This window comes from Candidatus Pelagibacter sp., assembly GCF_052049775.1.
Classification (GTDB): domain Bacteria; phylum Pseudomonadota; class Alphaproteobacteria; order Pelagibacterales; family Pelagibacteraceae; genus Pelagibacter.
The window spans coordinates 1-14,020 of sequence record NZ_JBNGZH010000018.1; the positions used below are offsets into that span (position 1 = coordinate 1).

The 14,020-nt window shown below is 27.4% G+C and carries 13 protein-coding genes and 1 tRNA gene; 12 read left to right on the forward strand and 2 right to left on the reverse strand.

The window, feature by feature from the left end:
* The 3 genes from ACTT83_RS03115 to ACTT83_RS03125 form a co-directional block, all read left to right on the forward strand.
* On the forward strand, nucleotides 1-1,700 hold a 1,700-nt coding region (locus ACTT83_RS03115; protein WP_440918696.1), incomplete at its 5' end, for a 3-dehydroquinate synthase family protein.
* A gap of 4 nt (nucleotides 1,701-1,704) precedes the next feature.
* The gene (locus tag ACTT83_RS03120) at nucleotides 1,705-2,685 is read left to right on the forward strand and encodes a DUF6492 family protein (protein WP_440918697.1); all 981 of its coding nucleotides are present in this window, start codon (nucleotides 1,705-1,707) and stop codon (nucleotides 2,683-2,685) included.
* Nucleotides 2,686-2,755: 70 nt separating this feature from the next.
* Nucleotides 2,756-3,145 (forward strand): DUF4149 domain-containing protein, encoded by a 390-nt coding sequence (locus ACTT83_RS03125; RefSeq protein WP_440918698.1) that lies wholly within the window; start codon nucleotides 2,756-2,758, stop codon nucleotides 3,143-3,145.
* Here ACTT83_RS03125 and ACTT83_RS03130 read toward each other — a convergent pair.
* The gene (locus ACTT83_RS03130) at nucleotides 3,137-3,274 is read right to left on the reverse strand and encodes a hypothetical protein (protein WP_440918699.1); all 138 of its coding nucleotides are present in this window, start codon (nucleotides 3,272-3,274) and stop codon (nucleotides 3,137-3,139) included. The genes ACTT83_RS03125 and ACTT83_RS03130 overlap by 9 nt on opposite strands.
* Nucleotides 3,275-3,610: 336 nt before the next feature.
* Here ACTT83_RS03130 and ACTT83_RS03135 point away from each other — a divergent pair, with 336 nt between their 5' ends.
* From ACTT83_RS03135 to ACTT83_RS03165, 7 genes are all read left to right on the forward strand, one after another.
* A complete protein-coding gene (locus tag ACTT83_RS03135; protein WP_440918700.1) occupies nucleotides 3,611-5,704 on the forward strand; it encodes an autotransporter domain-containing protein in 2,094 nt (697 codons plus the stop codon).
* Between the two features lie 38 nt (nucleotides 5,705-5,742).
* Nucleotides 5,743-7,155, forward strand: a complete 1,413-nt coding sequence (locus ACTT83_RS03140) for a hypothetical protein (protein ID WP_440918701.1) — start codon at nucleotides 5,743-5,745, stop codon at nucleotides 7,153-7,155.
* Nucleotides 7,156-7,434: 279 nt separating this feature from the next.
* A complete protein-coding gene (locus tag ACTT83_RS03145; protein ID WP_440918702.1) occupies nucleotides 7,435-7,734 on the forward strand; it encodes a hypothetical protein in 300 nt (99 codons plus the stop codon).
* Nucleotides 7,724-8,122: a hypothetical protein gene (locus tag ACTT83_RS03150; protein ID WP_440918703.1), complete on the forward strand. Its 399-nt coding sequence runs from the start codon at nucleotides 7,724-7,726 to the stop codon at nucleotides 8,120-8,122. The genes ACTT83_RS03145 and ACTT83_RS03150 overlap by 11 nt, the downstream gene beginning before the upstream one ends.
* A 76-nt stretch (nucleotides 8,123-8,198) precedes the next feature.
* On the forward strand, nucleotides 8,199-8,660 hold the full coding sequence (locus ACTT83_RS03155) for a hypothetical protein (protein ID WP_440918704.1): 462 nt from the start codon (nucleotides 8,199-8,201) through the stop codon (nucleotides 8,658-8,660).
* A 128-nt stretch (nucleotides 8,661-8,788) separates the two neighbouring features.
* A tRNA-Leu gene (locus ACTT83_RS03160) sits at nucleotides 8,789-8,874 on the forward strand.
* A 4-nt stretch (nucleotides 8,875-8,878) separates the two neighbouring features.
* Nucleotides 8,879-9,649 carry an NAD kinase gene (locus ACTT83_RS03165; RefSeq protein ID WP_440918705.1) on the forward strand — a complete coding sequence of 257 codons (771 nt, stop codon included), beginning with the start codon at nucleotides 8,879-8,881 and terminating at the stop codon, nucleotides 9,647-9,649.
* Between the two features lie 166 nt (nucleotides 9,650-9,815).
* Here ACTT83_RS03165 and ACTT83_RS03170 read toward each other — a convergent pair whose 3' ends face one another.
* Nucleotides 9,816-9,983, reverse strand: a complete 168-nt coding sequence (locus ACTT83_RS03170) for a hypothetical protein (protein ID WP_440918706.1) — start codon at nucleotides 9,981-9,983, stop codon at nucleotides 9,816-9,818.
* Between the two features lie 335 nt (nucleotides 9,984-10,318).
* On the opposite strand from ACTT83_RS03170, the gene ACTT83_RS03175 reads away from it, so the two are divergent.
* Nucleotides 10,319-12,808: a DNA cytosine methyltransferase gene (locus ACTT83_RS03175; protein WP_440918707.1), complete on the forward strand. Its 2,490-nt coding sequence runs from the start codon at nucleotides 10,319-10,321 to the stop codon at nucleotides 12,806-12,808.
* Between the two features lies 1 nt (nucleotide 12,809).
* On the forward strand, nucleotides 12,810-14,018 hold the full coding sequence (locus ACTT83_RS03180; RefSeq protein WP_440918708.1) for a hypothetical protein: 1,209 nt from the start codon (nucleotides 12,810-12,812) through the stop codon (nucleotides 14,016-14,018).
* The last annotated feature ends 2 nt before the right edge of the window (nucleotides 14,019-14,020 follow it).

Here is a 14,020-nt window from a genome sequence, read left to right on the forward strand (position 1 = left end):
TTTCAAGTAAAAAAAATTTTGTAATTAATAAAGATTTAATAGAAAATTTTGTAAATAATAATCATTTTGAAAATTTATTGATAAATCTTACAGAAATAAATCCCTATGATGTAAAAATAGCAAATGAATTTTCAAAACTAAATGCTATTTCCTCACTACCTCATTTGAGAATTTTAAAAACTTCTCTAAATTTAACAACTGAAAGATTTTTTCTTGAACTTTCACATTTAGTTTTACCCTTTAATAAAGATTTATCAAAAAACCTAAATTTTTTATCTTCAAGTATCAGTGATACAGAGTTTGGAAACTCTAAATTAATCTCAAATTTACTTAACAGCTCCAAACATGCTTTTTATAAACAGCTTATTTTAGATTATGAGCAGAAAAATCCCTTAGCTTTGTATCCAACTTCCAGTTATAGAAATTCTAATGGACATGTTGTTAGCTCAAAAGATTATCAACAAATAGAAGCAACAATGAACTTAAACACATTTACATCAATTAAGGTTGAAGAGGACACGCTTAATATCAACAATCCTCTTTTAAGAGATAACTATAAATCATTTGGAAGATGTGTTTGTTTAATAGATCAAAATATTGAGGATAATTATGGACTAGCAATTGAAAATTATTTTAATCATCATTCTATTATATTAGAGAAATTGGTTTATAGAGCTATGGAGGTTGATAAACATATAAAAAATGTGGAAAAAATAGTTGAGGATTTTAGAAAATTAGGTGTAAACAGAAATGAACCTATTTTGATAATTGGTGGAGGAGTTATAGGAGACATAGGAGCTTTTGCTGCATCTATTTATCATAGAAGCACTCCTTATATAATGTTATCAACATCAGTTGTCAGCGCAATAGATAGTGGACCTAGTCCAAGATCGTGTTGTGACGCTGGTGGATTTAAAAACCTTTTAGGATCTTTTCATGCACCAGTGCTAAATATATCTGATCGATCATTTTTTAAAAGCCTGAGAACTTCTTGGGTTAGGCATGGGATTGCCGAAATTCATAAGATGGCAGTAATTAGAGACAAAGAATTATTTATTTTACTTGAGGACACAGGGCTTGATTTGATGAAAACTCATTTTGGTACAATAAATTGCAGTTCTCAAAATGAAATAGTATCTAAATCAAAAAAAATTATCGGATTGTCTTTAAAAAGCTATGTTGAGAGTGAATATGATAATTTACACGAAGTTCACAGCATCAGAGATCATGCATTTGGCCATGGATTAAGTGCAAACTTTGAACTTAAAGCAGGATTACTACATGGTCATGCTATAAGTGTTGAAATGACCTTAAGTTCTTTTATGTCTTACAAAAGAGGCTGGTTAAGTGAAAAAGATTTACATAGAATTTTGAAATTATTTAGCGAATACGAATTAAGTTTATGGCATGACATATTGTTAGATGAAAAATGCATGAATGAAGGTTTTGATAAAATTCTTCAAAAAAGAGGTGGTAACCTAGCTATTCCAGTTCCAATTGCTATCGGAAAATGTAAATATATTAATGATTTAACAAAACCTGAATTAAAAGAAATCATACAAGAATTTAAACAAGTAGTTTCAAAATATCCTAGAAAAGGATTGGGTGTTGAACCTCTTTGTTCAGATGCAGGCCTTGAAGATCCAGTCACTGTTTTTAAAGCAGATGAAAATATATTAAAAGAAGCAAAATTAAATTAATAAAATGTACCAATTTGTGATTCCAATTCACCATGTGAATTGGAGTACAAGATCAGTTCTCGAGGGAATTTCCCAAAAATATAAACCAAAACAAATTTATGTCGTAACTTCTGATCATGAGATAAAAATTTTTAAAGATAAATCTAATTCTTGGGATATTGAAAATTTAACATTGCTGGAAGAGAATAATTTTTTTTTAAATAAATATGGTTTAACAAAAAAAGATATCTTTTCTCAAATTACTCAAAATAAACCCAATTATTCCCCTGGTTGGTTGTATCAACAGATTATTAAATTAGGAGCTAGTGATGTTATAGATGAATTAGAGGATGTTTTTTTAGTATGGGATGCAGATTTGTTACCAGTAAAATCATGGCCGATCATTGATGAAAATAATGAGAAGTTTGCTTTACTTCAAGATAAATCATATGGAAACCAGGATGTTTTAAATTCATGGAAAAATTTAATTATCAATGTATTGGAAATAAATCCTGTTGAGGACATCAGAGGAACATTTACTTCACATCATATGGTTTTTAAAAAAAAGTATTTAAAAAGTCTTAAGTTAAAATTTAAAGATCACTTCAAATCAGACCAAAATTGGATTGAATTAATAATAAAAGCTACAAATATATATGGTTCTTTTGGCGAATATTGGACTTATGCCAGTTGGGTAAATCATATAAATAAAGATGATTTAAATTATTATCCTTATGAAAAATATGGTTTAACCACAGAAAGATTTTATGATGATGGCAATGGTTTATTTTCAAGAAAATACAAGAAATTTAGTAATTTTGATGAAAAAAAAGACTTTTATCCGTCTTATTCGTCTATATTAAATTTTATAGATAAAAATTATCAGCTACCTCCTTCTTCTTTATCATTTGAAACGAATATCAGGCACACAAAGAAAAAAGATGAGAATATCCACCTTGAGGAAAAAAGATCTATTTGGAGAGAAAAAGTTTATGATAGAGATTAAAAGATTTAATAATGTTCATGATGGAAGATCAATATTAATGATGGAAAAAAATTCAATTGAAAATTAAATTATGATTGAACAAGTTAGTATTTATTTAATAGCAATGATTCTAGGGATAATGTTATTTTTTTCCTTTGTGATTGCTCCAGTAGTATTTACTACTCTAGATGAAGATAATGCTCGAAAGTTTATAAGAAGAATATTTCCTTTTTATTATAATGTTAATTTAGCGATTAGCTTTGTTGTTCTACTACTATTTTTATTTTTAAGTAAATTAGGCGTTGATTTTTATCTAATTTTATTAATCACAATTTTATTTGCTATATCGAACTATTTATTAATGCCGTTAATCAATAAATATAGAGATGAAAAACAGGATAAAAAATTCAAATATTCACATTTTATCTCAGTAGTAATTAATTTTGTTCAAATGATTTGTTTGGTATTTCTTTTAATTTAAAAGTTTTTTATCTTTTTTACTTTTTATTTCATTTTTTTGATCACAATATTTCTTAAAAACATAAGCTGTTGATACCCCACCAATTAGTATTAATTTTAATATCTTTAATTTAATAAGTGTTTTTATCATGATTTAATATCAAACCTTTCTAATAAAAATTGAATTACTAAATTATAGAAAAATACAAAACAAAAAATATAAAATAGAAAAATTACTTCTTTGGAATTAAAGAGGTATCCAGTTGCGGTTAAAAGCACAAAAAATAGGCTAATTGATAAGGCAAGCTTTGCCTGTGATTTTTTTTTTAAGTGAGATTTAACAATATTGTTTTTCATTAAATAATAATAACTATTAAAGATATTTATTCATCATGAATTTTGTCCTACCTAGACATTTGAATTATAATGTTTTAACATTTTTAACACTCATTAATTGAATAAATTGAGTTATTAATGATTAATAGTTGTGAAAAATATTTATAAAATTTATTACATTGTATTTTTTTTAGCTTTATTTTTTTCAAAAGCTATAGCGGAGCCAACCTTTGTGCAAAGTAAATCACTCGAGACAGCCGATAATTATTATGGATTTACATTTAATAACGATGGTACAAAAATGTATGCACTAAAAAGTGCTAATACAAATAGTGTAGTTATCGAATTTATATTAAGTACCGCATATGACATTTCAACGGCAACCGAAAACCAAACTAAAAATATATATGTAGATGGAAGTCTTATAGCAACACAAGTAGTGTTCAATAACGATGGAACAAAAATGTTTATTGTTAACCATGGTCATGATAAGGAAATAGATTATTGGTCACTAACCACTGCATTTGATATTTCAACTGCTACACACGATGGTGCTTTTCCTATTTCTGGTCAAGAAATTAGAGCAAATTCAGTTGCATTTAACAATGATGGTACCAGAATGTTTGTTGTTGGTGCAGGAAATATGTCCCAACATCGTATTCATGAATATTCACTTGATACACCATATGATCTTAGCTCCACAGTTACTCATCTTAATACTGAAGACCTAAGTTCCTCTCACAATTACTTAGATGGAATTACTTTTAAAGACGATGGTACCAAAATGTTTATCATTAATAGTGCTCAAGATAGGATTTCTCAGTTTAAATTAACTACACCTTATGATGCTTCTACTTTATCCCTTGAAGGCAACTTTGATGTAAGTTCTCATGATATCCAACCAAGAGAAATGGCTTTTAGCAACGATGGAAGTAAAATGTTTTTCATTGGTGATAAAAATGATAAAGTTTTTGAATTTAACCTAAGCTGTAATTGGAGTGTAATCGATGGTGCTTGTGATGACCCTGTTGGTAAATATAAAGGTGGTAAAGATCAATTAGCTATAATTGACTCTCAAACAGCAACAGCAAAACAAATTGCTATCCACGCCACCACGCCAGTATTAAATCGTATGTTTTGGTTAAGACGTCATAGAAGTAATGACCAATTAAGTAACCAAAATATTAGATTAAATTTTTCTAATTCAATGATGGCTTCATTATCAGAAATGCTTCCAGTATCTAATAAAACTAATAAGTTTTTAGATAAATTGTCGGATGAATGGTCATTTTGGAGTGAGGGCAGTATTAGTTTTGGAAGAGCAGGAGATACCTCACATTCGTCGTCAAAAAAAATTGATAGTAAAGGTGTCTCGTTTGGAATGGATAAAAAGATAAGTGAAAATAAATTATATGGATACGCATTCCGGTATGGTCGAGATGAAGTGGATGTAGGCTCTTTTGGCACGACACTAGATACTGATTCAGTTAGTTTATCACTTTATGGAACTTTTCCACAGGATGATGAAAGATTTATTGAAGGTATTTTGGGAGTAAGCAAGTTAAAGACTGATCATGTTAGAAAAGGCGGAGGGAATACTAGAACAGGTAATCGAAATGGATCACAAGTATTTGGCTCAATTAATTATTTTTCTACTTACCAAAAAGAAAAATTTAATATTTCTCCTAATATAAGAATTGATCTCAGCTACACAGAATTATCTAAGTATTCAGAAACGGGAGTAGCTAGTCTTGTTTATAATAAACAAGTAGTTGAAACTGGAATGATATCTTCAGGTTTTAATTTAAGTAATATTATTGACTATAATTCATTAACACTTGAGCCAAATGCAGGTTTAGAATTTAGCTTAGACTTTAGCCCAACATCAGATGCAACATATAGGTATATCTCACAAACAACAGAATATACTAGAGGTATTGGTCAAGATTCTAAAAGTATTAGAGGCAATATTGGATTTGATTTAGAAATGGATAATGGTTTATCTTTAATGACGATCTATGAAAGAAGTCAAAGTGAAATTGCTCATAGCGACACTTTATATATAGGGTTTGGCTATGTGCCTGATGAAAGTACTGAGTATGCTATGAAATTAGATAATAATGAAGCAACTTTAAATTATAAAAGAAATTTAAGTGGTTTTGATATCAACATAAGTTCTAACTATAGTTTAATGAGTGAAATTCCTGAATATGCAACAAACCTTGAATTAAGAAATACATTCTAAACTATTATAAAGAGAGTGAATAACATATATTCATACTGATGAAAAAATTCTTAGGCATAATTTTTCTGGGACTAATATTAAACAATAATGCTTTTGCAGGACCATATGAAAGTTTGATAAAATTTAATAGATGGCTAAGCTTAAATGGTTATGATCAGTATTTAGATAAAACAGGAGATCCTGTTGATATGGTGCTTGATAGATCGCTTTGTACATCTGAGGCAACTTGGGACGAATGTGTTGGAGCTGATGGAAAATTAATACCAACCAAAGATCGTAAATACACTCTAATTTATCCAAATAATTTAGATGTAAAAATAATGAAAAGGGGAGGTGGAAACGAAATAAATTATCAAGCCAATCCTAATTTTGGCACTTTACTCTTTTATGTTTTTCATTACTTAGAGGATATAAAAGGATTTGGTAAATATTTAGTACAACCATCTAAAAATCCAATTAAATTCAAATCAAATTTAATAGATGATAAAATTGTAAAAAAACAATTACAAACAAAAGCAATTCTAAGTTATCTTTATTTTGAAAATGATGAAATCATTGTTGATGAAATTTCACCTAAGGATCGTTTTGGTATTATCTTTAAAAATGATACTAAATGGAGTTCCATGTCGATGGGTAAAAGCTTAGTTTCTTACGTGACAGGTCATGCAATTTGTGGCGGTTATATTGATAGTATTGATACAACATTAAACGACTGGCCTTTGATCAAGAACACTCTCTATTCTAAAAAAAAATTAATTGATATTCTAAACATGGCTGCTGGAGATCAACAATATGTTGATGATCATGATGGATTAAAAAAGACTGGAAGATGGTACAATAGCTTTCCTATATCTGCTTTTGCTGATTTAGAATTAAAAGATTCAGAACCATCTAATTCTAAAAAGTATCATTATAATGGTTTAGCAACAAATATTATAATGAATTATGTAATTTATAAAACTGATCAAGATTTTCAAAAACTTTTAAATGAAATTTTTCAAAAAAAAGCCAAAGTAGAAAATAGTGTGTTTTTTTTAAAACAAAAAGGAATTTCAGATGAGCAAGGTCCAGGAAGATATTCATTTAGAGCTAGTAGATATGATTATCTAAGAATTGCAAAAGCAATCATGGATGATTATCAAAATGATACTTGTGTAGGTAAATATTTAAAAGAAATTCATGAAAGGAGAATTAAAAAAAATTTAAAAAAAGGACACGAACCTGGCTTTAATCTCTCGAGTACTTATGGTGGACAATTTCATATGGATTATCCAGGTTTAAAAAATAGGGTAGTTTTTGGTTTAGGAGGCTTTGGTGGTCAGGCGATTTTGATTGATGTAGAAAATTCAAGAATAGTTGTTCTAAATTCTTTGCATTATAACAATAAGAAATTTAGATATAATGTTAAAAAACTTTTATTAGATCCAATAAAAAACGGCAGAGTAAATTAAAAAAATTTACTTATTCATCTTGTTCAATTATAAATATTGGCATAAACACTCATGAAAATAACTCATGCCCTCGTGGTGAAATTGGTAGACATAAAGGACTTAAAAGCCGAGGGATTCACAGACGAGTCAGTCCGTGGTAGTCTAACGTAGTCCAAACATCTTATAAAATCACATAACATTAAATTAGCCTTCAATCAAGATTAGAAAATAAGGGTTAATTAATTTGCTCAAACTATTACAGGACTATTACACAGAGAGATAATGTTGTATCTTTTATTGATGAAAAAACTTTTAATATTCTTAATTTTTTTTAATTTTACATCGGTTAACTCATATAGTTTGAGTATTGATAGAGAAAGAAGAGAATTTCAACAATGCGTCGACATAATGGTTAGTGCAGGTAAAAATAAATTAAAATCAAGAGAATATTGCTTATGCTCCGTGAAAAAAGTTAGTGAAAAATATTCTGATAAAGAATTAGATGCATTTGTGTCAAAAGGTATAGAATATTTAAATAAGAAAACAAAGTTTGCTGCTGAATATTGTGCAAAAAAGATTAATAAAAAATATGAAAATTAATAAATTTATATTTATAATTTTAGTAAGTTTTGCCTTTTGTAATTTTGTAAATGCTGGTTGGTTTGATGGAAAAATCAATGTGACTGAATGTTATGATCGTCCATACAAAAGCTACAAACATAAATTAGATAAATTAAGATCTTTACAAATTGAAGGAAGGAAAGTTTCACTAATATGGGACTGGGAATTAAATCTGAAAGATAAAACAGCAACAAGAATAACGGCTTTTGATGGTATAGTTGAAATGGAAAAATTTGATCTATTGGTTACAGATGACTACTTGTATGTAAAAAATGGTAATGGAGGATTTACATTTGATAAAAAAACTGAAAAAGTTACAAGTAAATGGAATAACTTAACAAATATACTTCAATGTAAATTTGATTAATTAAGTTCAAGGATTTTATAGGACAACCAGTACAAGACCAGTAAACAGAGAGATGGATTTATTGTACAATTATTTAATGAAAAAAACTTTGACTTATATACTGCCATTATTTTTTTTGTTTCTAACATCTTGCTTTGAACCAACTTCTTGTGCAGTAAATACCTCAACTGGAGAAACAGTTGGAGATTGTGCAAGAGTTAAAGTTGTTCAAAAAAAATTAGAAGCTAAATCAATAGGAGGTAGCAAAACAATTTATGATATGTTTGGAGGAGGTGTTATAAGAAGTAATTCATCAATAACAATCTACGGTATGACTGTTGGTGATATTAAAATTGAGGAAAATGCTAAAGTTATAATGTGGGGAGCCGCCGAAAGTAATATCGAAAATTATGGGGACTTAAGAATTTATGGAAGTTTAACTGGTGACATAATTAATTATAATAAAGTAACTATTGGGGGAAGTGTAGATGGCAAACTTTACGGAGAAGGTTACAAATATAATCCTGGTTCTGTTATCAATGGTGAGGCAAAGAATTAAATCTATTATAGGATTTTTTAGGATAACTATTACTAGACTATTACACAGAGAGATAAAATAAAAAAATTTTACTTATTCCTCTTGTTCAATTATAAATATTGGCATAAACACTCATGAAATTCATTAATGCCCTCGTGGTGAAATTGGTAGACACAAAGGACTTAAAATCCTTGCCGCTTGCGGAGTGCCAGTTCGAGTCTGGCCGAGGGCACCATTAAATGAATAGAGTTCAAATCATATCTGATAAAAATCAAAAATCTTTAAAGATTAAATCATTAATTCAAAAAAAGATTAAACAAAATAATATAAAACGATCCAATATTATAATTGTTATTGGTGGTGATGGTTTCATGCTACAAACATTAAAAAAGAATAAAAAATCAAAAAAGTTTTTTTATGGTGTAAATTCTGGAAGTTATGGATTTTTGATGAATAAATTTTCATCAAAAAATATCATAAGCAATTTACATAAAGCAAGAATGATAACTATTTCTCCTTTAGAGATGTCTGTTAAAAATAATAAAAACCAAACAAAAAAACATATAGCTATAAATGAAGTTTCTATTTTAAGACAAAGTAGGCAAGCCGCGTCTTTATCTATTTATCATGGTTCTAAACAAGTCATAAAAAAACTTGTCTCCGATGGTGTCCTGGTTTCCACACCCGCTGGAAGTACTGCTTATAATTTATCAGTTCATGGACCTATATTAAGTTTGAATTCAAAAAGATTATCTATATCTCCAATAAGTCCATTTAGACCAAGAAGATGGAAAGGTAAAATTGTAAGTGATAAATCTAAAATTAATATTAGGAACTTAAATTCTAAAAAAAGACCAATTTCTGCTGTTGCTGATAATAGTGAAGTGAGGAATGCAAAAAATATTATAGTAAAAACTAATCAAAAAATTAAATTTAATCTTCTTTACGATAGAAATAGAAGTCTACAAAAGAAAATCAAGATAGAACAATTAAGAAGAGAAACTTCTTGATGGTGCCCCCGCACGGATTCGAACCGCGGACCTATTGATTACAAATCAAAAAGCTTCTTAAAATTTCCTTTCATTAACGTTGATATTAGTAACTTCTGAAATCCCCATCAAGCAAGTAAAATAAATTCACTACAAATTCACTACATGTTTTTTTGTTGTATTAATATTATTTTTTTATAGTCCAGCCATTCTTTTTTAATGCTTTAATTAAATTTTCTTTCATTTCATCTCTAGAAGTATTTTTATCACCTATTTTTTCAAAGAATACAGGCTCTAAACCTTTATCTTTTTTTGATTTAAAATAGTTTTTGATTGATTGTATTATTAGTTTCATTTTTCTCCTTTAGCGTTGTGTTTAAAGTCCCAGCAAGTAGAGTTAATTCTAAATCAGGACAATTTAATTATAGTATATAAAGTCTTAAAGTACAAATTTAATACACTTAAAAATAAATTAAAAAAAATATAAACACTCTTTTATATTAAAATTTTCAAATGTTATGGGAAGTTCTCCTATTGGGTGTTTTACCTATGTATATCTATAAAAAATTCATTAAATCGTTTCAAAAATTATTGAAACGAATCACAGTTAAAATATAAAAAAAAATATCAAAATTTAATAGTAATTCCTTTTAATATAAGGACCAAAATTTTGTGATATATACTATGAATATGAAACAACTAAATTATATATCTCTTTTCAGTTCAGCTGGTGTAGGTTGTTATGGTTTCAATCAAGAAAATTTTAAGTGTATATCGACTTGTGAGATAGATCCAAAAAGAATAGAGATTCAGAAAAATAATCAGATTTGTGAAGACCCTGAACAATATATAACAGGCAATATTCAAAAAAGTGAAATACAAGACAAAATTTTCAAAAATGTAAGAATATTTAAAGAAAATAATAACGTCAAAGATTTAACTTTATTAATTGCTACACCACCATGCCAAGGTATTTCTGTTGCAAACCATAAGAAAAAAAATGAATTAAATAGAAATTCTTTAATTGTTGAAAGTTTTAAAATTACTAAAAAGATTAAACCAAAATTTTTTATTTATGAAAACGTTCAAAGCTTTTTAAAAACTCTTTGCACAGATATTGATGGTGAATTGATACGAATTCAAGACGCTATGAATAAAAATTTATTACAAGATTACTTTATTTCATCTAAAGTACTTAATCTTAAGAATTATGGTTCAAATTCAAGCAGAACAAGAACTATTGTCATAGGTGTTAGAAGAGATCAGAAAATTAATCCAGAGGGATTGTTTCCAGATATAACTGAACCAAAAACAATTAAAGAATTAACAAAAAGCTTAAAAAAATTGAATAAATTAGGTGAGATATCAAAAGATATCTATCACTCTTTTAGACCTTACGATCAAAAAATGCTTCCATGGATTGAGAAACTTAAAGAAGGTGAAAGTGCTTTTGATAATAGAGAAAGTTTTCGTAAACCTCATCAAATTATTGATAATAAGATTGTAATTAATCAGAAAAAAAATGGTGACAAGTATAAAAGAAATTTTTTAAATCAAGTTGCACCCTGTATTCATACAAGAAACGATATATTAGCTAGTCAGAATACCATTCATCCAAAGGAGAATAGAGTTTTCAGTATTAGAGAGTTAATGCGATTTATGTCTATACCGGATGATTTTAAATGGTCCGATATAAAAGAAGAAACTCTAAATTCATTGAGCCTTGAAAATAAGAAAAAGTTTTTAAAAAAGAATGAATTGAATATTAGGCGATGTATAGGGGAGGCCGTACCAACAAAAGTTTTCAATAATATTGCAAAAAAAATTAAAGATTTATCAAATATAGAAGACATTGGTTTTAAAGATAATCTTCAATCAATTAATAAGATTATTAAATTACACAATTTGACTAATTTTAATAATAAGAAAGCTTTTATTAACAAATTTTACAATAAACTCGATTTAGATTTTGTTATTAAAATATTGGAATTTTCTAATCCAGATAAAGAAAAGAACTCCTCTTATTTTACGGATAGCTCTCTTAGTATTGATATATTGAATAATATTCCAACACTTAAAGGAAAAATTAGAATACTTGAACCATCGGTTGGCTCAGGAAGTTTTCTACTTCAAATGATTAAGAAATTTTCTCATTTACCATCAGTTCAAATTGATGTTTTTGATATAGATACAGAAATTTTAAGTTTATTAAAATTATTACTTAAAAAAATAAAAGTTCCTAAAAATATCAATATTAAATATTTCAATAAAGATTTTTTAACGCATACTTTTAAAAATAATTATGATTTAGTTATTGGAAATCCTCCATTCGGTAAAATAAAGTTAAAAAACACTCTAAAAGAATATAAAAAACATGGTCTAAGCACCACTAATAATCTTTTTACCTTGTTTCTTAATAAGTCTTTAAGTTTGAGTAAAAATGTTGCTCTCGTTTTACCAAAGAGTTTAATATCATCACCAGAACATGATCAGATAAGATCAAAAATTGAGAAAAAAAATATATATTCAATTTTAGATTTTGGAGAAAATGGTTTTAAGGGAGTTAAAATTGAAACAATTGGCCTTGTATTAAACGGAAAAAAAACAAAAGATAACCAAGTTAAATTTTATAGTTATACTAATAAAAATTACATCCTACAAAATCAAGACTATATAATAGACTCAAAATTTCCATACTGGTTACTTTATAGAGATAAGTTTTTTGATGACGTTTGTAAAAAAATGGAATTTGGCGTTTTTAACTTTTTTAGAGATAGACAAATCACAAAAAAACATACTTTGAATAAGGGTAAAATAAGAGTTTTAAAATCAAGAAATATATCCAACAATAATATTGTTTCACTTGATGGGTATGACACTTATCTGAATGAAATAGATAGTTTCGCAGTATCTAAATATTTGAATAAGAAAAATGTATATTTAGTTCCAAACCTTACTTATTATCCAAGAGCATGTAAGCTACCAGAGAACTCAATTGTTGATGGTTCAGCGGCACTTTTATTTCCAAAAAAAAATAAAAAAATTAATAATAAACAATTAGAGTTCTTTGCTTCAAAAGAATTTACAGCTTTTTATCGTATAGCCAGAAATTTTGGAACCAGATCACTTAATATAGATAAAAATAGTGTTTTTTTCTGGGGACTAAAAAAAGCTAATTAATATGCTTTCAGATGATGAAGTTAAAAGTTTTTTATCAAGTCAAAATCTAAAACTTACAAAAAAAAATTCTAATCCAAGACCATTCGATCAAAAACTTACTATGGATAATCTTTACACTGTTGCTAAATGTATTTCTGAAATTACTAAAAAAGATAAAATTGATCATTTTACAAAAAGCTATATTTGGAAACATGATGTGTCAGATGAATTGGTTAAAATTTATGGCAAAGGCTCTGTTTATGACGAAAATAAAAAAAATGAATATGATAAATTTTTTGCTCAACCAATGAATTTATTGAGTTACTTTGGTGTTTTAAGTAGAGATGAAAAAAAAATACCACATAAATTTAAGATTTTAGATCAGAATGTTTTAAGTTATATACACTCTCAATCAGATAGATCTTTGAAATTTCTGGTTTTTGTTTCGCAAGAATTTGCAAAACAAAACAATCTATCAAATTATTTTAATGATTTTTTTAGCAAAGAGACATCTGACTCGTTCAAAGACCTAAGAACAAATTTGGATATTTTTATTAGAGCAAATACCAATATTGGAGAAAGAAGACCAAATCCGCATGAGCCATCAAGAATTTACAATAAGATAATAAATCATTTAGCTTACGATTTAGGTAAAAAAGGAAGTTATGGTAACCAAGGTGCTATATCACATGACACAATTTTGCTAGAGGATTTACAATATAATTCTAAAAATTGGCATGATCATGATACCAGAAAACCAAAAGATATATCTAGGGCTGAATGGAGAAAATTATACTACCAGAATCAGGAAAAAAATAAAAAAGAAGATGTTTTTGAGAATGGTGCCAAAAGAGATGTAAAAGAAAAACATAATCATCTTAGTGAATACAGTGGAGAAAAAGCAAATCATGCCCATCATATTTTTCCAAAAGGTGATTTCCCTGATTTAAGATATATTCGAGAAAATATAATTTTAATAACCTCCGGTGAACACCTTGATATTGCTCATCCTATGGGTAATGTAAAAAAGGTAGACAAAAAATTTCAGATCAATTTATTAATTAAAAAACTAGAGTCTATTATAAAAATTATAAATGGAAACGATGATTTCTATAACTTAAAAAACTTTATCAAAGTACTTAATACTGGTTTTAATGAACAGCTAGATGATAATGCAAGCGAAAATGAAATCAAAGATTTTTTAATTAAAAGACTTAAAACTTTAAATTAATA

Bases quoted from the DNA above. Each gene is read 5' to 3' on its own strand.
- ACTT83_RS03120 (WP_440918697.1), top strand. From the start codon at position 1,705: ATGTACCAATTTGTGATTCCAATTCACCATGTGAATTGGAGTACAAGA.
- ACTT83_RS03125 (WP_440918698.1), top strand. From the start codon at position 2,756: ATGATTGAACAAGTTAGTATTTATTTAATAGCAATGATTCTAGGGATA.
- ACTT83_RS03130 (WP_440918699.1), bottom strand. From the start codon at position 3,274: ATGATAAAAACACTTATTAAATTAAAGATATTAAAATTAATACTAATT.
- ACTT83_RS03140 (WP_440918701.1), top strand. From the start codon at position 5,743: ATGAAAAAATTCTTAGGCATAATTTTTCTGGGACTAATATTAAACAAT.
- ACTT83_RS03145 (WP_440918702.1), top strand. From the start codon at position 7,435: ATGAAAAAACTTTTAATATTCTTAATTTTTTTTAATTTTACATCGGTT.
- ACTT83_RS03150 (WP_440918703.1), top strand. From the start codon at position 7,724: ATGAAAATTAATAAATTTATATTTATAATTTTAGTAAGTTTTGCCTTT.
- ACTT83_RS03155 (WP_440918704.1), top strand. From the start codon at position 8,199: ATGAAAAAAACTTTGACTTATATACTGCCATTATTTTTTTTGTTTCTA.
- ACTT83_RS03165 (WP_440918705.1), top strand. From the start codon at position 8,879: ATGAATAGAGTTCAAATCATATCTGATAAAAATCAAAAATCTTTAAAG.
- ACTT83_RS03170 (WP_440918706.1), bottom strand. From the start codon at position 9,983: ATGAAACTAATAATACAATCAATCAAAAACTATTTTAAATCAAAAAAA.
- ACTT83_RS03175 (WP_440918707.1), top strand. From the start codon at position 10,319: ATGAAACAACTAAATTATATATCTCTTTTCAGTTCAGCTGGTGTAGGT.
- ACTT83_RS03180 (WP_440918708.1), top strand. From the start codon at position 12,810: ATGCTTTCAGATGATGAAGTTAAAAGTTTTTTATCAAGTCAAAATCTA.